At 58.9% G+C, this 24400-nt stretch carries 22 protein-coding genes and 3 pseudogenes; 14 read left to right on the top strand and 11 right to left on the bottom strand.

Features of this window, described 5'->3' with window-relative positions:
* Positions 1-77: 77 nt before the first annotated feature.
* Positions 78-494 (bottom strand): response regulator, encoded by a 417-nt coding sequence (locus ACZ1HM_RS18150; protein WP_472744029.1) that lies wholly within the window; start codon positions 492-494, stop codon positions 78-80.
* Positions 491-1651: a sensor histidine kinase gene (locus ACZ1HM_RS18145; RefSeq protein ID WP_472744028.1), complete on the bottom strand. Its 1161-nt coding sequence runs from the start codon at positions 1649-1651 to the stop codon at positions 491-493. Before ACZ1HM_RS18145 ends, ACZ1HM_RS18150 begins: the two co-directional genes overlap by 4 nt.
* A gap of 129 nt (positions 1652-1780) precedes the next feature.
* Here ACZ1HM_RS18145 and ACZ1HM_RS18140 point away from each other — a divergent pair.
* Positions 1781-2549: pseudogene (locus ACZ1HM_RS18140) on the top strand (SDR family NAD(P)-dependent oxidoreductase).
* Positions 2550-2551: 2 nt separating this feature from the next.
* Here ACZ1HM_RS18140 and ACZ1HM_RS18135 read toward each other — a convergent pair.
* The 7 genes and pseudogenes from ACZ1HM_RS18135 to ACZ1HM_RS18105 all read right to left on the bottom strand — a co-directional run bounded on the left by ACZ1HM_RS18135 (position 2552) and on the right by ACZ1HM_RS18105 (position 9863).
* The gene (locus ACZ1HM_RS18135; protein ID WP_472744027.1) at positions 2552-2944 is read right to left on the bottom strand and encodes a Na+/H+ antiporter subunit G; all 393 of its coding nucleotides are present in this window, start codon (positions 2942-2944) and stop codon (positions 2552-2554) included.
* Positions 2941-3228: a K+/H+ antiporter subunit F gene (locus tag ACZ1HM_RS18130; protein WP_472744026.1), complete on the bottom strand. Its 288-nt coding sequence runs from the start codon at positions 3226-3228 to the stop codon at positions 2941-2943. Before ACZ1HM_RS18130 ends, ACZ1HM_RS18135 begins: the two co-directional genes overlap by 4 nt.
* Entirely contained in the window at positions 3225-3725 is a 501-nt protein-coding gene (locus ACZ1HM_RS18125) for a Na+/H+ antiporter subunit E (RefSeq protein ID WP_472744025.1), read from the bottom strand. The genes ACZ1HM_RS18130 and ACZ1HM_RS18125 overlap by 4 nt, the downstream gene beginning before the upstream one ends.
* Positions 3726-5281 (bottom strand): annotated as a pseudogene (locus ACZ1HM_RS18120) (monovalent cation/H+ antiporter subunit D). It lies immediately after the preceding gene.
* Positions 5278-5634, bottom strand: a complete 357-nt coding sequence (locus ACZ1HM_RS18115; protein WP_472744024.1) for a Na+/H+ antiporter subunit C — start codon at positions 5632-5634, stop codon at positions 5278-5280. Before ACZ1HM_RS18115 ends, ACZ1HM_RS18120 begins: the two are co-directional and overlap by 4 nt.
* Before the next feature lies 1 nt (position 5635).
* Positions 5636-8518, bottom strand: coding sequence for a monovalent cation/H+ antiporter subunit A (locus tag ACZ1HM_RS18110; protein WP_472744023.1), 2883 nt, complete (start codon positions 8516-8518; stop codon positions 5636-5638).
* Positions 8519-8759: 241 nt separating this feature from the next.
* Positions 8760-9863, bottom strand: a complete 1104-nt coding sequence (locus ACZ1HM_RS18105; RefSeq protein ID WP_472744022.1) for a Do family serine endopeptidase — start codon at positions 9861-9863, stop codon at positions 8760-8762.
* 151 nt (positions 9864-10014) lie between these two features.
* Here ACZ1HM_RS18105 and ACZ1HM_RS18100 point away from each other — a divergent pair, with 151 nt between their 5' ends.
* From ACZ1HM_RS18100 to ACZ1HM_RS18040, 13 genes and pseudogenes are all read left to right on the top strand, one after another.
* Positions 10015-10686 (top strand): response regulator, encoded by a 672-nt coding sequence (locus ACZ1HM_RS18100; RefSeq protein ID WP_472744021.1) that lies wholly within the window; start codon positions 10015-10017, stop codon positions 10684-10686.
* The gene (locus ACZ1HM_RS18095) at positions 10683-12032 is read left to right on the top strand and encodes a sensor histidine kinase (protein ID WP_472744020.1); all 1350 of its coding nucleotides are present in this window, start codon (positions 10683-10685) and stop codon (positions 12030-12032) included. Before ACZ1HM_RS18100 ends, ACZ1HM_RS18095 begins: the two co-directional genes overlap by 4 nt.
* Before the next feature lie 75 nt (positions 12033-12107).
* Positions 12108-13069: pseudogene (locus ACZ1HM_RS18090) on the top strand (NADPH:quinone oxidoreductase family protein).
* 62 nt (positions 13070-13131) lie between these two features.
* Positions 13132-13647, top strand: a complete 516-nt coding sequence (locus ACZ1HM_RS18085; protein WP_472744019.1) for a CoxG family protein — start codon at positions 13132-13134, stop codon at positions 13645-13647.
* Between the two features lie 57 nt (positions 13648-13704).
* A complete protein-coding gene (locus ACZ1HM_RS18080; protein WP_472744018.1) occupies positions 13705-14652 on the top strand; it encodes an ABC transporter ATP-binding protein in 948 nt (315 codons plus the stop codon).
* Positions 14649-15410, top strand: a complete 762-nt coding sequence (locus ACZ1HM_RS18075; protein ID WP_472744017.1) for an ABC transporter permease — start codon at positions 14649-14651, stop codon at positions 15408-15410. The genes ACZ1HM_RS18080 and ACZ1HM_RS18075 overlap by 4 nt, the downstream gene beginning before the upstream one ends.
* A gap of 50 nt (positions 15411-15460) precedes the next feature.
* On the top strand, positions 15461-16258 hold the full coding sequence (locus ACZ1HM_RS18070; RefSeq protein WP_472744016.1) for a S49 family peptidase: 798 nt from the start codon (positions 15461-15463) through the stop codon (positions 16256-16258).
* Between the two features lie 170 nt (positions 16259-16428).
* A complete protein-coding gene (locus ACZ1HM_RS18065; RefSeq protein WP_472744660.1) occupies positions 16429-17376 on the top strand; it encodes a calcium/sodium antiporter in 948 nt (315 codons plus the stop codon).
* An 11-nt stretch (positions 17377-17387) separates the two neighbouring features.
* Complete coding sequence (locus tag ACZ1HM_RS18060; protein ID WP_472744015.1) at positions 17388-18170, top strand: SDR family oxidoreductase; 783 nt, start codon at positions 17388-17390, stop codon at positions 18168-18170.
* A gap of 286 nt (positions 18171-18456) precedes the next feature.
* Positions 18457-20322, top strand: coding sequence for an excinuclease ABC subunit UvrC (gene uvrC / locus ACZ1HM_RS18055; protein ID WP_472744014.1), 1866 nt, complete (start codon positions 18457-18459; stop codon positions 20320-20322).
* A 313-nt stretch (positions 20323-20635) separates the two neighbouring features.
* Positions 20636-21304 carry a CDP-diacylglycerol--glycerol-3-phosphate 3-phosphatidyltransferase gene (gene pgsA / locus ACZ1HM_RS18050; RefSeq protein ID WP_472744013.1) on the top strand — a complete coding sequence of 223 codons (669 nt, stop codon included), beginning with the start codon at positions 20636-20638 and terminating at the stop codon, positions 21302-21304.
* A complete protein-coding gene (moaD, locus tag ACZ1HM_RS18045; RefSeq protein ID WP_472744012.1) occupies positions 21301-21546 on the top strand; it encodes a molybdopterin converting factor subunit 1 in 246 nt (81 codons plus the stop codon). Before pgsA ends, moaD begins: the two co-directional genes overlap by 4 nt.
* Positions 21547-21549: 3 nt before the next feature.
* A complete protein-coding gene (locus ACZ1HM_RS18040) occupies positions 21550-21993 on the top strand; it encodes a molybdenum cofactor biosynthesis protein MoaE (protein ID WP_472744011.1) in 444 nt (147 codons plus the stop codon).
* A 123-nt stretch (positions 21994-22116) separates the two neighbouring features.
* Here the strand turns inward: ACZ1HM_RS18040 and ACZ1HM_RS18035 are convergent, their stop codons facing one another.
* Both ACZ1HM_RS18035 and ACZ1HM_RS18030 read right to left on the bottom strand, forming a co-directional pair.
* On the bottom strand, positions 22117-22470 hold the full coding sequence (locus tag ACZ1HM_RS18035; protein ID WP_472744010.1) for a hypothetical protein: 354 nt from the start codon (positions 22468-22470) through the stop codon (positions 22117-22119).
* Positions 22457-24367, bottom strand: a complete 1911-nt coding sequence (locus ACZ1HM_RS18030; protein ID WP_472744009.1) for an OmpA family protein — start codon at positions 24365-24367, stop codon at positions 22457-22459. The genes ACZ1HM_RS18035 and ACZ1HM_RS18030 overlap by 14 nt, the downstream gene beginning before the upstream one ends.
* Between the last annotated feature and the right edge of the window lie 33 nt (positions 24368-24400).

Here is a 24400-nt window from a genome sequence, read left to right as displayed (position 1 = left end):
AAGTGCTAACGCACTTTTGTGCGGCACAGAAGCATGCAAGCGGCATCTGGACCTTGTGTTCGCGACGTCTGCGCGAGTTAATTATCTTGCCGCGCTACCAGTCTGCTTAGACACAATAGCTGCTCACCGGTCAGTGGCTTGTTCAGAAAATCCTTCACCATCTCAAACGTCCGGGCGCGGATTTCATCCTCTGGGTTGAGCGAGGTGGTCAACATCACAACGATGGGGCAAAGCGATGCGCCCAATCTGTCTGTGGCTTCTTTGAGAAATTCAAAGCCGTCCATCCCGGGCATATTGATGTCCAACAGGATCAGATCAGGCCGCGCGCTGTTGGGGTCTTGCAGATGGGCCAGCGCCATGGTCGCGTCCATAAACTGGATGAGGTTGCCCACCAGGCCAGATTTGTTTGCGATCCGGCGATAGATCATCTGATCAATTTCGCTGTCGTCGATCAGCATCAGCGTCTCAATCGGGTATGTGCTGGTTTCGGTCATGCTAAGGGCACTTCCATGCTAAAGGTTGCGCCTTCGCCCAAAGCGGAGGTGAGGGTGATGTCGCTGGCGTGGTTCGCCGCGATGCGCCGACAGATGGCAAGCCCCAGACCCGTGCCGCTTACCTCAGTGGGTTGTTGCAGACGTTTGAACAGTTGAAACACCTGATCATGCCGCTGGGGGTCAATCCCGATCCCGTTGTCCGTAACAGACAGTGCGCATGTTTTGGCCATGGCCGTCAGATGTGCCTCAATGCGCACAACAAGAGGATGATGTTCTTTGCGGAACTTGACGGCGTTCTCAATCAGGTTTTGCAGATAGATCCGGATCTGGGTGTGATCACCGCGCACCATCGGCAAGTCAGCTACATGAATCCGCGCGCCACTTTCTTGTAGCAGGCCGCGCAAATCGGCCTCGATGTCGGACACGATCTGGCCCAGGTCAACGGTCTGCATGTGCAGTGCCTGATTGACGACCTGGGTGTAGTGCAGCACATCATCCACCAGCCGCCCCATGCGCCCCGCCGTTTCCAGTGCCATTTGGACGAGGTATTGCGCATCTTGGTTCAGTGTCTCTTGATGTGTGTCCAACAATTCCCGCATTAACAGGCCCAGCGTGTTGGAGGGGGATTTCAGATCATGCGACACCGAATAGGAAAAGGTGCGCAATTCGTCGTTCACCGCTTCTGATTTGCGATGTTCTGCCTGCGCTTTTTCCTCGGCTAGTTTTTGTTTGGTGATGTCAGAGGCGACGCCGATGTGACGCACCACGTTGCCCAAATCGTCGCGGTCAAAAACGGTGTCATAGGAAATCAGCCAGACCCATTCGCCATCTTTGGCCTTCATCCGGTATTCCAGCTGCGCCACTTCGCCATCCTCCAACGCGGAGATATCGCTAAAATGTTTACTGATCCGGTCAATATCATCCGGGTGGCACAAGCGGGGCATCACCTCTGATCCCATTTCTTGTACTTCTTGGGCGCTGTAGCCAAGCGCCTCACCCACGGAGCGGTTCGAATATTCGTTGCACTGGGTTTGTTCGTTGAAAATGTAGATAATGCTCGGAACAATGTCCGTTACCTTTTTCAAAAACTGGGCGGCCTGCCACGAAGACATGGTTGTGCCATCTTCAAAGTCCAGAACCTGCGTTGCTGCGTTCATGTTACTCTCCATCACCCGCGACCGACGGTAGAGGACAAGTCTTAAGCAAGGCTAAAACCCTGCCCGCCTCTTGCCTGCCTGTGTGTGAAAAACTATGCCTGCAGCAGCCAGCAAGAGAGGGAGCGGGAAATGGAAATGTGGGCAGGTAGCGTCGCGATTGTCACGGGTGGGGCCTCAGGATTGGGGGCGGCCAGTGCCGAGGCTTTGGCGCAGGCGGGGCTGAAAGTTGCTATTTTCGATCTCAATGATGCTTTGGGCACCGCCAAGGCCCAAGAGTTGGGCGGGACCTATCACAACGTGAATGTCGCGGATGCGGCCAGCGTGTCAGCGGCCATGGCAGCGGTTGTTGCTGAGGTCGGAACGCCGCGCGTGTTGGTCAATTGCGCAGGCATCGGGCCTGCTGCAAAAACCGTGTCGCGGGGCGAACCTCATGACCCGGATGTCTTCGCCAAGGTCATTGGCGTTAACTTGATCGGCTCGTTTATCTGCGCCTCTCAGGCTGCGGCCCATATGGTGGCGGCAGACCCGATGGCCCCTGCCGGCGCACGCGGCGTGGTGATCAACACCGCCTCGGTTGCGGCCTACGAAGGGCAGATCGGCCAGGTGGCCTATGCCGCGTCCAAAGGCGGCATCGTGGGCATGACCTTGCCGATGGCACGGGATCTGGCAGATAAAGGCGTGCGCATCTGCACCATCGCACCCGGCTTGTTCCTGACGCCGTTGCTGAAAGGGCTGCCTGAGGATGTGCAGACGTCACTGGGCCAACAGGTGCCATTCCCGTCCCGTTTGGGCGATCCTGCCGAATACGGCAAGTTGGTGTGCCACATCCTGGACAACCCCATGCTCAACGGTGAGGTCATCCGCACTGGACGGGGCCATCCGCATGGCACCCCGGTAAGGTCAGGGTTTCGCAGGCTCCGCCGCTGGGTTGGCATCCTGATCCGGTGTGTTCAGCGTAGACCAGGTGTCATCCTCAGGCGGGGATGGCGGCGTCTCACAGGTGCCTTTGTGGATGTTCACCTTTGCAATGAAATTTGCAGAAATAGGCGCGGTGACAAACAGGAACGCCATGATCAACAGCTCATGGATCGATCCATCCGCCGTTGTGAAAGCATAGACCAAAGAGGCCGCCAGCAGCGCACCAATGCCCACCGTACCCACCTTGGTGGGGGCGTGCAGGCGGGTCATAGGGTCATTGAATTTCAGCAAGCCGATGGCCCCAACCAGGGCAAAGCATCCGCCGATGATCAACAGCAAGGCTGTCGCATATAGTCCGATCACATCCAGGCTCATTCGATGATGTCCCCCCGCAGCACAAACCGGGCATAGGCCACGGTCGACACAAATCCGAGCATTGCGATGATCAGCGTGACCTCAAAATAGATTTCGCTGCCCTGGGCGATGCCCAAGAGCACAATCAGACCAATGGCGTTTACCACCATCGTATCCAGCGCCAGGATCCGGTCGCCCACGGCGGGGCCAATCACCAGTCGCACCATGCACATCACCTGCGATATCGCCACCGCGCTAAAGGCAAAGATCAACGCAGCGTTCAGGAAACCCTCTGCGGCTGTCATGCGAAAATCTCCTTCAACCGGCGTTCATAACGTTCTTTGATCGTGTCCCGCTCAGCCTCGGGATCATCGGTGTGCAGCACATGCACCAAAAGGCTGTGCCCTTCGTCAGACAAATCGGCTGAGACCGTACCAGGGGTCAGCGTGATGGTGCCTGCCAAAATCGTAATCGCCTCAGGCTGGCGCAGCTCAAGCGGGATCACGATCCAAGCAGGCTTAAGCTTGGCGTTGGGTTTGGTCAGCACGATCCAGGCCACTTGCAGGTTGGCCACGATGATGTCCCACATCACGATCAAAGAGTAGCTGATGAACTTGCCCACCGCGATGCCTTTGGGGCGTTCGGGCCACCAGATCTCAGTGATTTTGGGAATGATGATGCCCAGGATCAGGCCGAAGACAGCCATGCCCGCGCTGACCGAATTCTGCAAAAGCACCCAGACGATGGCCAAAAGGACCGTCAGCAGCGGATGCGGGAACAGCCAATGCAATGCGCGTGTCATCTATTTGTCCTCCTTCTCACCGTCTTTGGCCGGCTTGCTTAGTTTGCCGGGGGTGTCCACCACGGTGGAGATATAGGGCTCCGGTGCAAAGAGCGCGGCTGAGGTTTGTTCAGTGTAGCGATAAATCGGACCGGCAAAGACAGTGTGCGCAATCAAAAGCGCGATCAGCCCGCCAACGGCGGCATAAGACAATGTGCTGGGGGGGCGGATGTCTCAGCGCCTTCATCCGGCGTGATGGATTTGGCTTTCCAGAACACCACTGAACCGGCACGGGCAAATCCAACAACACTGATCAAGCTGGAGGTGAGGATGACGGCCCAGATCCACGCCGCAAGTGGCGTGTCAAAGCCTGCATCCAGGATCATCAGCTTGCCCACAAAGCCCGACAAGGGCGGCAGGCCCGTCATCGCGATGGCTGCGGTAAAGAACAGCGCGGATGTCAGGGCAGCGCCCGCAACCGGCGGCATCGCCGTCAGCGCAAGCGAGGGCCGCCCGGCCCGCACCAGATCCGCGATCAGAAACAGAGCTGCGGCGGCCAGTGTGGAATGCACGATGTAATACAGCGCTGCTGAAATCCCCGCAGGCGTGAACATCGCGATGGATACCATCACCATGCCCATCGACCCAATGACCGAAAACGCTACCAGCCGGTCCAGTTTTTTCGCGCCCAGCACACCAATCATCCCAATGGCCAGAGACGCAAGTGCTGCTGGCAAAAGCCAGGTGGTGTGCAAGCCCGCTGTCACTTCAAGCTCGGGTGAGAAGACCATCGTGTAGACCCGGATGATCGCATAGGCCCCGACCTTGGTCATGATCGCAAACAGGGCGGCCACAGGTGCGGGCGCTTCAGCATAGCTTGACGGCAGCCAGAAATGCAGCGGCACCACCGCGGCCTTGATCGCAAAGACCAGCAGCAACAAAACCGCAGCCAGACGGATGCCCACGGTATCCGCAGGATCAATAAGCGCCACCCGCTGGGCCAGATCTGCCATGTTCAGCGTGCCGGTCTGGGCATAAATCGCCCCCAGCGCAAACAGGAACAGCGTGGAGCCGATGAGGTTAAAGAGCACATATTGCACCCCGGCGCGCAGCCGCACTTCACCGCCAGCGTGGATCATCAGACCGTAAGAGGCGATCAACAGGACCTCGAAGAAAACAAAGAGGTTAAAGAGGTCACCGGTCAGGAACGCCCCAAGGATGCCCATCAACTGGAATTGGAACAGCGCATGGAAGTGCCGCCCCCGCTCATCCCAGCCGGACCCAATGGCGTAAAGCAGCACAAAAAGCGCCAGCACAGCGGTGAGCAGGATCATCATCGTGCTCAACCTGTCGCCCACGACGACAATGCCAAACGGCGCGGCCCAATCGCCCAGCTGATACAGCAGAACAGTACCGTCAGAAGTGGCCCAGGCCAGGCCCGCCGCCAGGACGATCTGCGCAATAACGCCAGCAACAGAGAACACCCGCTGGATGCCCATGTGATAGCGCGCCGCCAGCACAATGAAGGGGGCCAGCAGAGAGGGCAGAACAATCGGAAGGATGATCCAGTGCATCATGACCGTTCTCCTTCCTGCGTATCTTCCTGGGCGGGATCGTTGACGCTGTCGTCATCCGCGCCAAGAAACGCCCCCAGGGCGATCATCACCACAACCGCCGTCATCCCGAATGAGATCACGATCGCGGTCAGAACCAGCGCCTGCGGCAGCGGATCGGTATAGGTGGTGGCATTGGTCAGGATGGGCGGTGCGCCCACCGCCAACCGACCCGAGGCAAAAAGAAACACGTTCACCGCATAGGTCAGCAGCGAAATGCCCAGGATCACCGGGAAAGTCCGCAGTCGCAGGGTCAGATAAATCCCTGCAGCGGTCAGAATGCCGATGGCTGAGGCAACAAGCAGTTCAAGTCCCATCTTACGCGCCCTCCGCTTTTGGGCTGGCCGGATCAATGGGATCCGGATCATCGCGGGATGGGTCAATATCCATGGCGTGTTCACTGTCTTTCACATGGGCGCGGCGTGCCAGCCGCGAAAAGCTCTCCAACGACAGCATCACCGCACCGACCACAGCCAGGAAAACGCCAAGGTCAAAGAGCGCCGCCGTGGCCAGCTCAAATTCGTTGAAGGGCGGAATGCGGACATAGGTAAAGTCAGACGTCAGGAATGGCTTTTCTACAAACCACGACCCGATCCCGGTCAGACCCGCGATCAGAACGCCTGCACCAATGATCCCATGGTAGGGATAGCGCAGCCGCGCTGTTGTCCAGCTAAAGCCGCTGGCCATGTACTGCATCACCACCGCGATGGAGACGACAAGGCCCGAGATGAACCCGCCCCCCGGCTCATTATGCCCGCGCAGGAAGATATAGAAACCAACCAGCAGGACAACCGGCATGATCACCCGTGTCAGCACCACCATCATCATCGGATGGGCATCACCCGCAATCGGCTGATCCGGTCTGCGGTTCAGCAGACGGGCGCGCACAGGGCCGTTCAGCAAAGTCTCGGTCAGGGCGAAGATCAGCAGAGCGGCGATGCCCAGCACGATGATCTCGCCAAAGGTGTCAAAGCCACGGAAATCCACCAGGATCACGTTCACCACATTGGTGCCACCGCCGCCTTTATAGGAATTGGCCAGGTGGAATTCTGAGATGGGCGTGGTCACTGCGTCGCGCAGCAAGAAGTGATAGGCCATCGCAAAGGTGGCAAGCCCGCCCGCAATCGCCACCGCGCCATCGCGCATCCGGCGCAGCACGCTGCTTTCTTCTGGTGTGCGGTTGGGCAGGAAATTCAGCGCCAAGAGCAGCAGAATGATGGTGACAACTTCGACGGTGATCTGCGTCATCGCCAGATCCGGTGCGCTAAAGAACACAAAGCCCACAGAGACCATCAGGCCGACAATGCCAATCAGGATCAGCGACAGCAAACGGTTGCGGTGCAGCAGCACCAGGCCCAGCGTTGCTGTCACCAACATCGCCCAACCGGCGATTTCCACCACACCTGCCGCCTGCGGCGTGCGCGTGGCGGGCCCGACAACGCCGGTGGTCCAGGCGTAATAGCCTGCCGCCGTGATCGCCACAGCAGCAAAGGCTGCGTAGCGTGAAAACGCGCCATTGTGCAGGCCGTGGGTAATGCCACGGGCGAGGGCGGCGGCGGCCTCTACAATGGCTTCAAAGATAACCTTGGCTTCTGGACGCGGGGCGGCATCCCACATGCGCAACATCGGTTTGAACAGCATCAGCGCAATCAGACCACCGACCACAGCCGCGATCGACATAAAGAGCGCAGGCACCAGCCCGTGCCAGATCTTGATGTATTTCACTTCAAGCTTCGCGGTGTCGCCGATCACGGCATCGGCCACCAGGAAGACAAAGTTCTGCACCAGGAAGGGCGCGCAGCCGATGAGCACGACCAGCACAACCAAAAGCGCCGGCGGCCCCCACATGCCAAAACCCGGATCATGCGGCTTGGCCGGATAATCATCCCTGACAGGGCCAAGGAAGGTGTGGCTGATCAGGCGGAAACAATAGGCAGCTGAAAAGAGCGAGCCGATCACCGCCAGCGTTGGCACCAACCAGGGCGTGCCAAAGAGCACGGTGTGATTGGCTTCCTCCAACATCATTTCCTTGCTGAGGAACCCGTTCAGGAACGGGATCCCCGCCATCGACAGAGACGCGACCGTGGCGATCACAAAGGTGACCGGCATCAAGGTGCGCAACCCGCCCAGCTTGCGAATATCGCGGGTGTGTGTCTCATGATCGACAATGCCTGCGGACATAAAGAGCGCTGCTTTGAACGTCGCGTGGTTCATGATGTGGAACACAGCCGCCATCGCGCCAAAGGGCGTGCCGGTGCCCAGCAGCATGGTGATCAGGCCTAGGTGGCTGACCGTGGAAAAGGCCAAAAGCGCCTTCAGATCATGTTTGAAAAGCGCGATTACAGCGCCCAGCACCATGGTAATCAGACCAGCGCTGGTGACGATCACGAACCATTCGGTCGTCCCCGACAGCACAGGCCACATCCGGGCCATCAGGAAAATACCGGCTTTGACCATGGTGGCTGAGTGCAGGTAGGCCGACACAGGCGTCGGTGCCGCCATCGCGTGGGGCAGCCAGAAATGGAACGGGAACTGCGCGGATTTGGTGAAGCACCCCAGCAGGATCAGGATCAGAGCGGGCAGATACAGCGGGCTTTCCTGGACCATCTCGCGGTTTTGCAAAATGACGCTTAGGTCAAAGCTGCCAACGATATTGCCGATGATCAGCATCCCGCCGATCAAGGCCAGCCCGCCCATACCGGTCACGGCAAGCGCCATGCGCGCGCCCTGACGGCCTTCGGGCAGATGTTTCCAATAGCCGATCAGCAGGAAGGAAGACAGGGACGTCAGCTCCCAGAAAATGAGCAAAAGCAGGATGTTATCGGACAGGACAATCCCCACCATCGCGCCTTGGAACAGCAGCAGATAGGTAAAGAATTCGCCCATGTTGTCGTTTCGGGACAAATAGAAGCGCGCATATGTGATGATCAACAGCCCGATGCCAAGGATCAGCAGCGCGAAAAAGAACCCAAGCCCGTCCAGCATCAGGTTCACGTTCAGCCCCAAACCGGGCAACCAATCCACGCCGGTGGTCACCACATCGCCCGCCAGCACGTAAGGCAGGTTGGTCAGCAGGCCGATAAAGGCGGCAAGTGTGACAGTAAAGGTGACGCCAGCACAGGCCTGACGCCCTGCGTTGTACATCAGACCCGGCAGCAAAGCGCCCAGAAAGGGCAAGGCGACGATGAGGAAGAGGGACACGCGAACTCCTGATCAGGGTCTTTGGAAGTTCGGCTATATCTGTGTTACTTGCTTGCCTTTCTCAAGGGAAACCGGACCGAAATCCGACCGAAATCGTCGAAAATCGACATGCCAAGGTATCTTGAGCGCTCCAGAGGGCCCTATACGACGTTTCAGGGCATGAAACGTGGCCCCGCGCTGGCGATGCGCAGGGCCTCAGACCCCGATTGGGTGATACTGGGGGAATCGGGGTCTGTTGGGGTCAGGCGGCCTCTGGATCCAGCACGCCGATGGTCACACCCAGCGTCAAGGTCTCGCCCCGGCGCAGCAGGGTGATCTTAGCGGCGTCCTTGGGTGTGGTGGTGGCCACAGCACGGGTCAGATCGCGCAAATCACTGATCTCTTCGCCCGCATAGCTGAGGATGATATCGCCTTTGCGCAGGCCAGCGTCCTCAGCGGGGCTGTCTGCGGTCACGGCCTCAATCACAGCACCTTTGGGCGCGTCATAGCCCAACACGGCGGCGACTTCCTCGGTCATGGGCCGGATCTGCACGCCCAACCAGCCGCGCGCCAGCTCTCCATCATCGGCAAGATCGGCAACCACCGTCTGCACCAGATCTGAGGGAACGGCAAAGCCGATGCCCACCGATCCGCCCCCGGGCGAGATGATGGCGGTGTTCACGCCGATCACGTCACCTGCGTTGTTAAACAAAGGCCCGCCAGAATTGCCCCGGTTGATCGCAGCATCTGTTTGGATGAAATCGTCAAAAGGGCCTGACCGGATGTCGCGCGACAGTGCTGAGATGATGCCCGACGTCACCGTGCCGCCCAGACCAAAGGGGTTGCCAACCGCGACAACCTCATCGCCAACGCGCAACCCTGTTGAGGTGCCAAAATCCACCGTTGGCAATGGCGCATCTGCCGCGACCTGCAGCAAGGCAATGTCGGTCATCGGGTCAGAGCCGATGACCTCGGCCTCTAACTTGCGCCCGTCCGTCAAGGTCACTGTGACCGTCTCAGCGCCCGCAATCACGTGGTGATTGGTCACGATCTGCCCGTCTTCTGAGATGATGAAACCAGATCCCAGCCCCTGGCTTGGTCCGCGTTGACCTGGGGTGAAGTCTTCAAAGAAGCGGCGCATCTGTGGCGGCATATTGCGCGGCGTTTGCTCCAACGCGGCCTGCGCTTTGCCAGTCACCTCAATAAAGACCACCGCAGGTGTCACTTCTTCTACCAGATCGGCATAGCCCCCCGGCGGCACAGCGAATGCGGGCGCGGGAACTGAGGTAAGTGCAACAGCAGACAACATCGCCGCGGTTAGGGCCGCGGTTGTGGTCCGGTTTGATAGGGAAAATACGTTACGCATGAAGGAGCCTCATCCAATGGTTCGTGATGGGGCTGGATATGGCGGGCCAGTCTTACAGCGTGATGGGGCTGGCTATACAAATTTGTAACACGCCCTCCTGATCCATCTGTCACCTCTATATAAGGGAGGCGACAGAAAGGACGTAGCACCCATGAAACTGCTGGTGATAGAGGACGACGCCACCACAGGCACCTATATTGCGCGGGGCTTGCGGGAAGAAGGCCATGTGGTCGATTTGCTTGAGGATGGCAAAGCCGGGCTGATCGCGGCGGCCTCTGGTGGATATGACGTCATTGTGCTGGACCGGATGTTGCCTGAACTCGATGGGTTGAGCGTTCTGAAAACCCTGCGCGGGGCGGGCAATACAACGCCCGTCCTTCTGTTGACCGCTCTGGGTGAGGTGGATGACCGCATCGAAGGGCTGCAGGCCGGGGCAGATGATTATCTGGCAAAACCCTTTGTCTTTGGAGAGCTTTCGGCCCGCGTTGCAGCCCTGGCACGGCGCCCCCAAACGCTGGAGGCTGAGGCGGTTTTGCGTGCCGGGGACCTGGAGATGAACCTGATCACCCGCCAGGTCACGCGGGGGGCTGCCAAGATTGATCTCTTGCCGCGTGAATTTGCGCTGCTGGAGCATCTGCTGCGCCGCAAGGGCCGGGTGCAGACCCGGACGATGTTGCTGGAAAGCGTATGGGACATTGGGTTTGACCCCGGCACCAACGTTGTCGAAACACATATCAGCCGTCTGCGCGCCAAGGTGGACAAACCCTTTGCGCGTGATCTGATTGAAACGATCCGCGGCGCCGGGTACCGGATCGCCGCATGAGCTTACGGGTGGCGGAACTCTGGCGGTCGATGCCCCTCAGGCTTGCGGTTTTGCTGGTCTCCCTCTTCGCGCTCATCTCATTGCTCAGCCTTGCGGCCAGCTATGCCGTTACCCAAGCCTCATTTGAAGAAACCATCCGAGCGGATCTGAACCAGGACCTTGCCGGGTTTCGTGCGGCCCCCAACGCGCGTGCCGTGGCGCTGTTGGTGGATGCAGAATCCAAAGAAGCTGACCCCAACCGCCTGATCCTCAGCTACATCGCACCGTCGGGGCGCATTTTTGGCAATGGGGCCATCGCGCGGGACGATGAGGGGTTTCATATCTTCTCGCTCAACCCGGAACGTGCTGAGTTCGAAGGCCGCTACCTGTCGCTGACCGATACGCTTTATGGCGGGCTGATCACGGTGGCGCGCAGCCGGGCTGAGATCGAGGCGCTTGGCAGTGTGTTTGTGAACATCCTTGTCATCAGCCTGTTGCCCACAGTTCTTATCGCGCTCTCTGGGGGGCTGATCCTGGCGCGCCGTTCAAAACGACATGTTGAGGTGGTCAACGCAGCACTTGACCGGATGACGAGCGGAGATTTGGGCGCCCGCGTTCAGATCGGGCCGCGCTGGTCTGATGACATGGTTCAGATTGGCGTGAAGCTGAACCAGATGGCCAGCGCACAAGAGGGGCAGATGAAGGCGCTGAAGGGTGTTTCATCAGACATCGCGCATGATCTGAAAACCCCGTTGCAGCGCGTCGCTTTGCACCTCGAAGAATTGGACGCGCAGATGCAAGGCAACGATGCATCGGCGCAGTTGGTCGAAAAGACCCAGAAGGAAGTGGCCGAAATGACCCGCGTCTTTCAATCGCTTCTGCAATTGGCGCAGGTTGAGGCGGGATCTCCGAAAGCGCGGTTTGAACGCGTGGACCTCAATGCGTTGTGCCAAACCGTTGTCGATGTGTTTGAGCCCAGCACCACGGAAACGGGCCACGTTTTGCGTCTTGAAAGCAAGGTGCAGACCGCTTGGGTACAGGGTGACAAGGCGCTTTTGGGTCAGATGCTTTCCAACCTGATCGAAAACGCGCTGCGCCATACACCAGATGGCACCATCGTGCGGATAACGCTTGGGGCTGAAGATGCAGGCCCCGTGCTGGCCATTGCAGACACTGGCCCCGGCATCCCGGCTGAGGAACGTGAAAAGGTGCGCCAGCGTCTTTATCGTCTGGACCGCAGCCGCAACACGCCGGGCCATGGTCTGGGCCTCAGCCTGGTGGAGGCGGTGGCCAGCTTGCATGATGCCACGCTGACGCTGGAGGATAACGCGCCCGGTTTGCGCGTGACCTTGCGTTTCACTGGATAAGCGGCGCGCAAGGCTACTTGTGTTCGGCGCACAAAATTGGCCAAGTGCGCGGAACCTTCAGAAAGGATCGTTCAAATGCGCGCCATGCAAGTCACCGCCTATGACACGCCGCTTACCCTGCAGGACGTGGACCGCCCAACCCCCGGCCCGGAAGAAGTTCTGGTGCAAATTGACACCTGTGGCCTCAACTTTGGCGATACGCTGCTGATCAAAGGCACGTACCAGGAAAAACCTGCCCTGCCTTTCACCATTGGCATGGAACTGGCAGGCACCGTGGTTGAGGTGGGGGCAAATGTGACCAGCCTTGGACCGGGGCAGCGCATTGCCTCCTACACCGGCTTTGGCGGGCTTGCGGAATATGCGGCCATTCCGGCGGACATCTGTGTGCCGATCCCGGATGAGATGTCTGCCGTTGATGCGGCGGCCTTTCTGGTGGCCTACGGCACCAGCCACGTGGCGCTGGATTACAAAGCGCGCATGCGCCCGGGTGAACGGCTCTTGGTGCTGGGCGCGTCTGGCGGCGTTGGGCTGACGGCGGTTGAATTGGGCAAACTTATGGGCGCTGAGGTCATCGCCTGCGCCAGGGGGCGGCCAAGCTTGAGATCTGCAAGGCCGCTGGTGCCGATCATCTGCTGGATTCTGAGACAGGCGACATTCGCACCTTTGTCAAAGATCTCGGCGGCGCTGATGTGGTCTATGACCCGGTGGGCGGGGATCAGTTCAAAGCAGCGCTGCGCGCCTGCAATCCCGACGCGCGGTTGTTGCCCTTGGGCTTTGCCTCGGGCGAAGTGCCCCAGATCCCGGCCAATATCCTGCTGGTCAAAAACCTGACCGTCATGGGCCTTTATTGGGGGGGATATGCAAAGGTTGATCCCTCTGTCCTGACCGACAGCTTCAAAACGCTGTTTGATTGGTACGTGGACGGCAAGCTTAAGCCGCATGTCAGCAATGTGCTGCCGCTGGATCAGGCCAATGAAGCCCTTGATTTGCTGCGCACGCGCAAGGCCACCGGCAAAGTCGTTGTGCAAGTGTCCTAAGCGACCCCTTGCCGCCACCCAACAGGTGACGGTAACGTAGCGGGGTTACAGGAGGAATTTCCATGCAGATGTCAGATACCCGCCAGATCTCCGTCCCTCCGGCGCAGGTCTATGCCGCGTTGTTGGATCCTGAGATGTTGAAGCACTGCGTGCCCGGCGCACAAGAGGTGACAGGCTCTGTCGCGGATGGGTTTGAGGCCACCGTGGTCCAGAAAGTAGGCCCGGTAAAGGCCACGTTCAAAGGCCAGGTGACCATCTCTGATTTGGTGCAGGACACATCGCTTAAGATTGACGGATCGGGTAAAGGGGGCGCTGCGGGCTTTGCCAAAGGCGGTGCTGAGGTCAGGCTGTTGGAAAAGGACGGCGGCACTGAGCTGAGCTATGACGTCGAAGCGAAGGTGGGCGGTAAGCTGGCGCAATTGGGCAGCCGCATCATCGATGGCTTTGCCAAAAAGATGGCTGATCAGTTCTTTGAGAACCTGCAAACCGCACTCGAAGGGCCAGCTGAGCCTGAGGAAGAGGCCGAAGGCGAAGACGCGCCTGCCAAAAAAGGCTGGTTTGGACGCTCAAAAAGCTGAACTGCTCTGTTCACTTTTTCGATCCCGGTTTAGATTGCCTCTCCGGGAGAGCTTTACATGCAGAATATTGTTGAGATCAAAGACCTCAAAAAATCCTACAAAGGCGGGTTTGAGGCGCTCAAAGGCGTGGACCTGAACATCAAAGAGGGCGAGATCCTCGCGCTGTTGGGGCCAAATGGCGCGGGCAAGACGACGCTGATTTCAACCATCTGCGGCATCACCACCGCATCCTCGGGCAGTGTCACCGTGGGCGGGCACGACATTCAGCGCCAATACCGTGCGGCCCGCGCGATGATTGGCCTTGTCCCGCAAGAGATCAACCTGGAACCCTTTGAGCGGGTCAAGAATACCGTAAAGTTCTCACGCGGTCTTTTTGGCAAAGGCAGCGATGATGCCGCCATTGAAAAGGTGCTCAAACAGCTGTCGCTTTGGGACAAGAAAGACAGCCAGATCCGCGAACTCTCTGGTGGGATGAAACGCCGCGTGCTGATCGCCAAGGCGCTGGCGCATGACCCGCGCGTACTGTTTCTGGATGAACCCACAGCCGGTGTGGACGTCGAATTGCGCAAAGACATGTGGGAAGTGGTGGCCAATCTGAAAGCCAGCGGTGTCACGATCATCCTGACCACACATTACATCGAAGAAGCTGAGGCCATCGCCGACCGGGTAGGCGTGATTGCCAATGGTGAGCTTTTGCTTGTGGAAGACAAAGACACGTTGATGGCCCGCATGGGGCAGAAAGAGCTCGAAGTGCAACTGACCGCCCCCATCGACGCGCTTCCCGCGGCATTGCAACAGGACGCTCTGCGCCTGTCTGACGATGGGCATGCGCTGATCTACACCTACGACACCCGTGCAGAGAGGACAGGCATCACCAGCCTGCTGTCGGACGTGGCCAAGGCCGGTCTGGTGCTGCGCGATGTGGTCACGCGGCAATCCTCGCTTGAAGAAATTTTTGTCAGCCTTGTCAAAGATAACGCTGACCAGTCGGAGGATGCCGCATGAACTGGACCGCTGTGCGCGCCATCTTTGTGTTTGAGATGATGCGTTTTTTCCGCACCATCGCACAAAGCTTTCTGGCCCCTGTCCTGTCCACGTCTCTCTATTTCGTGGTCTTCGGTGCCGCCATCGGCAGCCGCATCCAAGAGGTTGAAGGCGTCAGCTATGGGGCCTTCATCGTGCCGGGTCTGATCATGCTGACCGTGATTACGCAATCCATCTCCAATGCCTCTTTCGGGATCTACTTTCCGAAATTCATCGGCACCTTCTTTGAGCTGTTGTCCGCGCCGATCAGCTTTATTGAGATCGTGATCGGCTATGTCGGTGCGGCGGCGGCTAAGGCGTTGATCATTGGCCTGATCATCCTGGTCACGGCCTTCTTCTTTGTCGATTTCAGCATCGCGCACCCGCTTGCCATGCTGGCCTTCCTGATCCTGACCACCATCAGCTTTGCGCTTTTTGGCTTTATTCTGGGGATCTGGGCCAAAAGTTTTGAACAGCTTCAAATCGTGCCGTTGCTGATTGTGACACCTTTGGTTTTTCTGGGCGGGTCGTTCTATTCCATCTCCATGCTGCCGCCCGTCTGGCAGACCATTTCGATGTTCAATCCGGTTGTTTACCTGATCTCTGGCTTCCGCTGGGCCTTTTATGACACGGCGGATGTGCCCATCATCACCAGCCTTTTGGCCATTGGTCTTTTCACCGCTGTTTGCCTTGCTGCGATCTGGTGGATCTTTCGGACTGGGTGGCGCATCCGCGAATAAACCGGGCCGCCGTCTTGTTTGCCCCGTTCTTGGGCTCTACATGGGGGGACATGAAGAACTGGCTTCCTTTCCTAAAATCTGATCCGACCGTCGCTGTGATCCGCCTGTCAGGTGTGATCGGCGGGGCAGGGCGCGGCACATTGTCTGACGCCGCACTCGCCCCCGTGATCGAAAAGGCGTTTTCGCGGGGCAAACCTGTGGCCGTAGCGCTTGAGATTAATTCCCCCGGCGGCAGCCCCGTGCAATCGTCGCTGATTGCCGCACGTATCAGACGGCTGGCAGAGGAAAAAGAAATCCCCGTTTTCACCTTCGTCGAAGACGTCGCCGCCTCTGGGGGCTATTGGCTTGCCGTGGCGGGGGATGAGATTTTTGCAGATCGGTCATCAGTTGTTGGCTCAATCGGTGTGATCTCTGCCTCTTTCGGGCTGGATAAGCTGATCAACACGTATGGCGTGGAACGCCGCGTTTATACCGCCGGTAAATCCAAAAGCATGCTGGACCCGTTCCGCCCCGAAAACCCCGAAGATGTCGCCCGGCTCAAAGGTCTGCTGGAAGACATCCATCTCAATTTCAAGGATCACATCAACGTCCGCCGCCAGGGCAAGCTGCCCGAAGACCAGGATTTGTTCACCGGTGAGGTCTGGCTGGCTGAGCGGGCACAAGTCCTTGGGCTGATCGACGGCATCGGCCACCTGCGCCCGGTGATGAAAGAGCGGTTTGGCGACAAGGTGCGGTTCCGGCCCTACGGCATTAAACGTGGTCTGCTGTCGCGCTTTGGCGCGCAATTGGTATCTGACACGGTTCAGGGGATTGAGGAACGGGCGGCATACGCTCGGTTTGGCCTCTGATTTATGCTGTCCAAGATTGTCCTTCTTTTTCTGGTGTTCATTGGCGTGCTTGCATGGTTCGGCAAGATGCACTGGATTGGGGGCAAACGTTTGACCCAAAAGAAATGTAAGGCCTGCGGGCGCTACCGCATCGGCAAAGGTGACTGCGCCTGTGGAGGGCCCGGCTCATGATGATGCCTTGGGTGCTGTCCGGTTTGGGCCTGTTGATCCTGCTGCTTGCAGGGGATGCGCTGGTGAAGGGGGCGGTCAATCTGTCCCTGCGCCTTGGCGTGCCTGCCTTGATCGTCAGTCTGACGATTGTGGCCTTTGGCACATCCGCGCCTGAGCTGTTGATCTCCATCAAAGCGGTCTTGGACGATGCCTCTGGCATTGCGCTGGGCAATGTTGTGGGCTCAAACACCGCCAATATCCTGCTTGTGCTGGGCATTCCTGCGCTGCTGGCAACGATGCACACGTCTGAGTGTGAGACCAAAAAGACCTTCAACATCATGATCGCTGCATCGGTGATGTTCATTGCCTTGGCCTTTCGCGGGGTCTTTGACTGGACCGCGGGCCTGATCCTGCTGGCCGCGTTGACCTTTGTTTTGGGCAGCGCATTCTATGACGCGCACAAACACCGCAAAGCTGGTGAGGCGGTAGATGAAGAAGAGCCCGAAGGCGCAGACCCGGACATGCCGGGATGGCAAATTGCCGTGTTTCTTGTGCTGGGCCTGATGGGCCTGCCGCTTGGGGCGAGCCTGCTGGTAGATAACGCCACGATCATCGCCAAAGCTTACGGCGTCAGTGATACGGTGATCGGCCTGACCCTTGTGGCCATCGGCACCTCGCTGCCCGAGCTTGCGACAACTGTGATGGCCGCTTTGCGCCGGCAAGCGGATGTGGCGCTGGGCAATGTGATCGGCTCCAACATGTTCAACCTGCTTGCCATCATTGGTGTCGCCAGCCTTGTTGGGCCGATTGCGGTGGATCCCGCGTTCCTGCGGTTTGATCTTTGGGTGATGCTGGGCGCGTCGCTTTTGCTGATCCCCTTTGTTTATTTCCGCCAAGACATCACGCGCCTGTGGGGAATTGCCCTAAGCGCGCTATATGCGGCCTATCTGGTACTTGTCTTGATCTAAGGAGTTCGCGCATGAAGCGGCGTGCACTTGTGACTGGCGCGGGGCAGCGGCTCGGCGCTGCGATGGCGCTCTATTTGGCCAACCGTGGGTTTGATGTTGCTGTGCACTACGCCAGCTCTTCTGAAGGGGCGGATGCGGTGGTGCGGCAGATCACCGATCTGGGCCAGCATGCCACAGCCCTGCAAGCAGACCTGCTTGAGGATACCGCAACAGGGCATCTGTTCAGCGCTGCCACTGAGGCGCTGGGCGGGCCAATCACCTGTTTGGTCAACAACGCCTCCATCTTTGAATACGACACGCTCAGCAGTGCGACGCGTGAAAGCTGGGACAGACATATGGGCAGCAACCTCCGCGCGCCCTTTGTATTGACCCAGGCGATGGCCGCGCAGGGCCTGACGGCTGAGACAGACGCCCAGGGGGAGCCGTTGGCCACAGGTCTTGTGGTCAACATGCTCGATCAGCGCGTGCGCAAACTCACGCCTGAGTTCATGACCTACACGTTGGCCAAGATGGGGCTGTGGGCGCTTACCCAAACCAGCGCCCGCGCGCTTGCCCCAGCGGTGCGCGTCAACGCCATCGGGCCAGGCCCCACTTTGCAAGGCAGCCGCCAGTCTCAGCAGCACTTTCAAGATCAACGCGCCAACACCGTGCTGAAACGTGGTGCAAACCCCGCTGATATCACCGCTGCATTGGGTTATTTTCTGGATGCTCCGGGGGTTACCGGGCAGCTGCTGTGTGTGGACGGGGGCCAGCATCTGGCGTGGGAAACCCCGGATGTTCTGGGCGTGGAATAGGTGTTTCGCGATCAAGTTGTGCACGTCCCGCGGGTTTCGCCACATTTCTGTCACAATTCCACTTGGTTTTCAGACTGTTAGGCCGGAGGCGAAAAAATATCTAGTAATATCAAGGGCTAATGATTTTGCTTAAAAACCGCTCATTTCCAGGAACTGCCCGAACTGCAACGATAAATTTGCATTTTCAGGATCCTGTCCTCAGGTTTATCCACAGGCAAAGTGAAAGGCTTTACGCTTGCGCAGCAGGGCGTCCTGTTGCAGGACGAAGTGAGAATCAGGCCCCGACATGACAGAGCAAACCAACGCCCCCCTTCTGGGTCACGAGGTGATCCAAAACTACCTGAAGACGATCGACACGTCGCCGGGCGTCTACCGCATGCTCGATGCGGAAAGCCGCGTGCTTTATGTCGGCAAGGCGCGCAACCTCAAGGCGCGGGTCAGCAACTACGCGCGGCCCTCTGGCCACTCTGGCCGGATCGCCCGCATGATCGCCTCAACCGCGTCGATGATGTTTCTGACCACAAAGACTGAGACCGAAGCACTGCTGCTGGAACAGAACCTGATTAAGCAGCTCAAGCCCAAGTTTAACGTGCTTTTGCGCGACGACAAAAGCTTTCCCAACATCCTGGTGACGGGCGAACATGATTTCCCTCAGATCAAAAAACATCGCGGCGCCAAAAAGGAAAAAGGCGCCTACTACGGCCCCTTCGCCAGCGCCGGTGCGGTGAACCGAACGCTCAATCAGCTGCAGCGCGTCTTTCTCTTGCGCGATTGCTCAAACGCGATGTTTGAAACCCGGACGCGGCCCTGCCTGCAATACCAGATCAAACGCTGCTCTGCGCCCTGTGTGGGCAAGATCAGCCCAGAGGCCTACCGCGAGACGGTCAAAGACGCTGAACGGTTCTTGTCGGGCAAGACCACCGATATTCAGGCGCGTCTGGCCGCCCAGATGTCGGCGGCCTCTGAGGCGATGGAATTTGAACGCGCTGCCGCCCTGCGCGACCGGATCAAGGCCCTGACCCAGGTGCAGACCGCCCAGGGCATCAACCCGCGCGGCGTGTCTGAGGCTGACATCATTGCGCTGCACATGGACAGCGGGCAGGCTTGCGTTCAGGTGTTTTTCATCCGCGCCAATCAAAACTGGGGCAACAAGGATTACTATCCCCGCGTCGGCGCTGATGTGGATGCGGCCGAAGTGCTTGAGGCTTTCATCGGCCAGTTCTACAGCGACCGCGAACCGCCCAAACAGCTTTTGCTGTCCAACCAGATCGAAAACGCTGATCTGATGGCCGAAGCGCTGGGCAGTAAGATCAACCGCAAGGTTGAGCTTTTGGTGCCCCAGCGCGGCGAAAAGGCCGAGTTGATCGACGGCGCGCTGCGCAATGCCCGCGAAAGCCTGGCCCGCAAAATGGCGGAAACCGCGACCCAGGCCAAATTGCTCAAAGGTCTGGCGGATGCCTTTGACCTGCCCCAAGTGCCTGCACGGATTGAGGTCTACGACAACTCTCACATCCAAGGCACCAATGCCGTGGGCGGGATGATTGTTGCAGGCCCCGACGGGATGATGAAAAATCAATACCGCAAGTTTAACATCAAGGGCGATGCGCTGACCCCAGGCGATGATTTTGGCATGATGAAAGAGGTGCTCACCCGGCGCTTCAAACGTCTGATCAAGGAAGACCCTGACCGCAAGGAAGGCCATTGGCCGGATCTGTTGTTGATCGACGGTGGGGCGGGGCAGGTTTCTGCCGTGGCCTCTATCATGCGCGAATATGGTGTTGAGGACATTCCGATGGTGGGCGTTGCCAAAGGCGTCGACCGGGACGCCGGCAAAGAGGAGTTCCACCGCGTCGGTCAACGCCCGATGGCGCTGCGCCACAATGATCCGGTGCTCTATTTCGTGCAACGTCTGCGAGATGAGGCACACCGCTTTGCCATTGGCACCCACCGCGCCAAACGCGCCAAGGCTGTCGGGGCAACCCCTCTGGACGAGGTGCCAGGCGTCGGTGCCGCCCGCAAACGCGCCCTTTTGGCTCATTTCGGTTCTGCCAAAGCGGTTGGGCGCGCCAACCTCAACGATCTCAAAGCAGTGGACGGCGTCTCTGATGCCCTGGCTGAGACGATCTATGCCTATTTCCACGAAAAAGGCTGAGGTCCTAATAGGCACCTCTCAAACGCATGCTCCGTCCCCCCGGTCACGAGGCAGGGGTTTTATAGGATGGAATGATCCGCTCTCTTCCAAGCCCTGTGCCTATTTCCCTACTTGAGTGTTAACGACATACCTATCCCCATGGTATTAAACGAAAAGCCTCTCCTGTCCCCGCGGGGACAGCCCCCCGTTGGCTCTGTTTGCACGCCGCCTCAAATCTGCGCAGCCTTCCCGATAAGAGAAACCCCAGCACCGATCTGATCAATCCCGCCGTTCCGGCTTTCGCCTGCCGAAGCCGCATTGTAATGTGCGCGTCATGACGTGGAATCTGCCCAACATCCTGACGCTCCTGCGCCTGTTGGCCGCCCCGATGGTGGCGGTGATGTTTCTCTATTTCACGCGCCCCTATGCGGATTGGTTTGCGCTGGTGCTGTTTCTCTCAGCCGCCATCACAGACTGGTTTGACGGCTACCTCGCCCGGGCGTGGAGCCAGGAAACCAAACTGGGTGCCATGTTGGATCCCATCGCAGACAAGGCCATGGTTGTCATCGCGCTCATGGTCATCATCGGCTTTTCCAGCTGGTCACCCTGGCTGGTGCTGCCCGCCACTGTGATCCTCTTCCGAGAGGTTTTTGTCTCTGGCCTTCGGGAATATCTGGGCGATGTTGCGGGCACGCTGAAAGTGACCCAGCTGGCCAAATGGAAAACCACCTGTCAGATGATCGCCATTGCGGTGCTGTTCAGCCAGGGGGTGTTTGAACATTACCTTGGCATGTCGGTTTTTGGCATGGATGAAGCCATGGTGGCCGACATCCTGGAAGGGCGCGAAGAAGACATCTTGGGCTTGCAATGGAAGCTGGCCGGGATGGAATGGTCGGGCCTGATCGGCTTGTGGCTGCTTTGGCTTGCAGCCGCGCTGACGGCGATCACCGGGGCGGATTATCTCATCAAAGCGATGCCGCATTTGAAAGAGGGTCGGACATGAATGTGCTCTATTTCGCCTGGGTACGCGAACGCATCGGCCTGCCGCGTGAAGAGGTAACAACCGACGCCAAAACCGTAATGGAGCTGGTCACGGAACTTAGAGCGCGGGAAGACCGCTACGATATGGCGTTCTCTGATCTGTCTGCCCTGCGCGTGGCCGTTGACCAGCAGCTGACGGATTTTGATGCCTCTCTTGAAGGCGCGCGCGAAGTGGCGTTTTTCCCGCCCATGACAGGCGGCTAAGCCATGCGCATCCAAGTGCAAGAGGCCGCTTTCGACCTAGGGGCTGAGACATCCGCTTTTGCCGCCACGGGTCGCGATATGGGGGCCATCGTCACCTTCACCGGCGTTGTCCGGGATCTGCCCGACACGCCCTTGCAGGCGATGGAGATCGAACATTACCCCGGCATGACAGAAGCAGCCCTGCGCCAGATCGCCGAACAAGCGACCGCGCGGTTCTCACTGGGCGACGTGCTGGTCATCCACCGCTATGGCAGACTGGCCCCGGGGGAGATGATCATGATGGTCGCCACCGCCGCCCCGCACCGTAAGGACGCCTTTGAGGGCGCGGAGTTTTTGATGGATTTCCTAAAATCCCGCGCGCCCTTCTGGAAACGAGAGATCACGGCAAAGGGTGCTGATTGGGTCGCTGCAAAAGACACGGACGAAGACGCGCTCAACCGGTGGTAAAAGACCAACCGCGCCTTCCTACTGGGTGGGCGCTACCGGCACCCACGCCCTGCGCTTCATCTTTCCCTTAAAACTCCAGTACCATAGATCCAACAAGACACAGCCTCGCGTTGGAGCGGCACCTCACCGTTTGCTGGTAAAGACTTCGCCGCCTGATTTACTCTGCGCTTCCAGATAGGATCGCAGCTCTTCGGCCTCATGCCGGGCATCGCGCAAACCTTCCATGGCAGCACTCAGCTCCGCTTCGGTCTGGGCCAATTGGTTGGTCAATTCTGCCTCGCGTTGCTGCAAATAGGTGATGGCCTGATCGCGGGTTTCTTCCGCCTCGTGCAGCTCTTGGCTCATCTTATCCAGCTGGGCCACATCGCCTGCGGCCACGCGGGTAAAGCGGTGCAGCAGCCAATTCGCGAACCACCCAAGGCAAAAGGCAACGAAGAGGATGATCGCTGTTGCGAGGACAAACTCAGTTCTGCTCATCGGTGGTGCTTTCTTCTGCGGCGTCGGCAGGGGCTGTATCGCCGGATTGCGCGGCACTTTCCAGTGTTGTTTCGTCTGGTGTGGCCACGGTATCGGGGCGGATCAGGCGAAACTCGATGCGACGGTTCGCTTCCCGGCCTTCCTCGGTGTCATTCCCGGCAATGGGGTTTTCCTCACCGTAGCCCTTGGCGGTGAAGGATGAGGTCAAAACCCGCCGCGCGCGCAATTCGTTCAGCACGGATTCAGCGCGGCTTTGGCTCAGCGCCAGGTTCATCGTCTCACGGCCTTGGCTGTCGGTATAACCTTGGATCTCAAGCGGCAGATCCCCGCAATCTTTCAACAGGTTAGCGATGGCATCCATGATGCTGAGGGCAGAGGCATCGATCGTGGCTGAGCCAGGCTCAAACGTGATTTTACCGCCCGCCAGGATCTCACCGATTTGGACTTCGCATTCGTCCGGGGTGGGCAGGCCCAACACAGGATCAAGCTTTTCCTGATATGTCACATTGATGTCAAAAGCGGCCCCGTCGCCCAGGTTGGCAGAAAGCAGAGCTGCGATCACGTTACTGGCATCTGGATTGCCGGTGTTGCCCGTAACGGTCAGCTGATCGGGGGTGACCAGGATTTTGCCGTTGTCGAGGGCGGCCAAAGCCTCCAACCCGGTCAGAACCCGCGGGGCCCAATCGCCGGGCAGGTCATCGGTGACGCGCGCGGCCATATAGACATTGTCGGTCCCAAACCGCGCCTGGGCATAGCTGTCGGCCAATTCGCGCAACGCAGGGTCGGACACCCGGCCACGCAGTTGCACCTGCCCTTCAGGGCTGCGGGTGGCGGTGAATTCGGGGGGGCCTTGGTTGGGGTCTTCGATTTCAGGCAATTTGGCGTTCAGCACAAACAGCTCGGGCAGGCTGGTCTCCAGCTCTCCTACGACCCGGTCGAATTGCGCCTGATTGCTGCCGGGCAAACCGATCAGGGTGATATCCGCATCCGCGAAAGTGACAGAGCCGCCTTCCAGGCGGTGCACGGCCGCAATGGTCTGCGTGACCGCTTCGCTCCATTTCGGGCTGGGCACGCCCAGGCCCACCAGACAGCGGGCAGCGCCCGTCAGACCAGCATCACTCGCCGCGGCCAGGATGCGGCTGCGCGCTTCTTCGGTATCGGCTGAGCAGACGTCAAAACGCGGGCCATCCGCATCAATCTGAAACTTCAGCGTAAAGGGGGTGATGACCGGGCGCGGTGCGGCGATATCCAGCGTCAGGTCGATGCCCTCTGGCACGCGACGTGTCAGCCGGGTCTCCATATCGATTTTTTCCTGAGGGCTATCGGCAATGGCGGTGATCATGACCGCCCCCGCTGACACGGATGCTTTGGCCCGGGGCAGCTGCGCCATCGCGGTCATCGCGTAGGACAAGGCGTCTTGCCAGCCATCAGGGGCGGGGTAGTTGGCCTGTTCCAGCAGGTCCGTCACATTGGCTTCCCCTGCCAGATCCTGAAAGCTCTCAATCATCTCTTCGCGGTCGGTGCTGGTGGGGATCAAGCCGATGATCGACACACCGCTGTCGTTGCGCAGCACCTCGGCAGAGAATTTGGGCGGTGCCAAAGCGGCCTGCGCCTCAACCGCCATTTCATCAATCACGCGGGCCGCATCGACGATTGACCCGGCGGTGCTGAGCGCTTGGAACCGCACAGCTTCGGTGGGGGCCACGCCTGCAAGGGTCACCTGCAGGCCGTCGGCCTGCACTTCGGCCCAGGTCATGCCAGCCTCATCCAGCGCGCCGCGCACGCCGATTTCAGAGGTTTCCTCGATCAACTTCACACTGAAGTTGGCCGCCAAAAGCGACACCACGCCAGCGGCGAAGAAGGTGGTAGAGATGATCAGAAGGGATGACAGGCGCATCTGTTGTTTATTGTCTTATTATTCGGTGTCTTC

This window comes from Sulfitobacter sp. GN1-4 (assembly GCF_055693825.1).
This window is presented reverse-complemented; position numbering and strand designations above follow the sequence as displayed.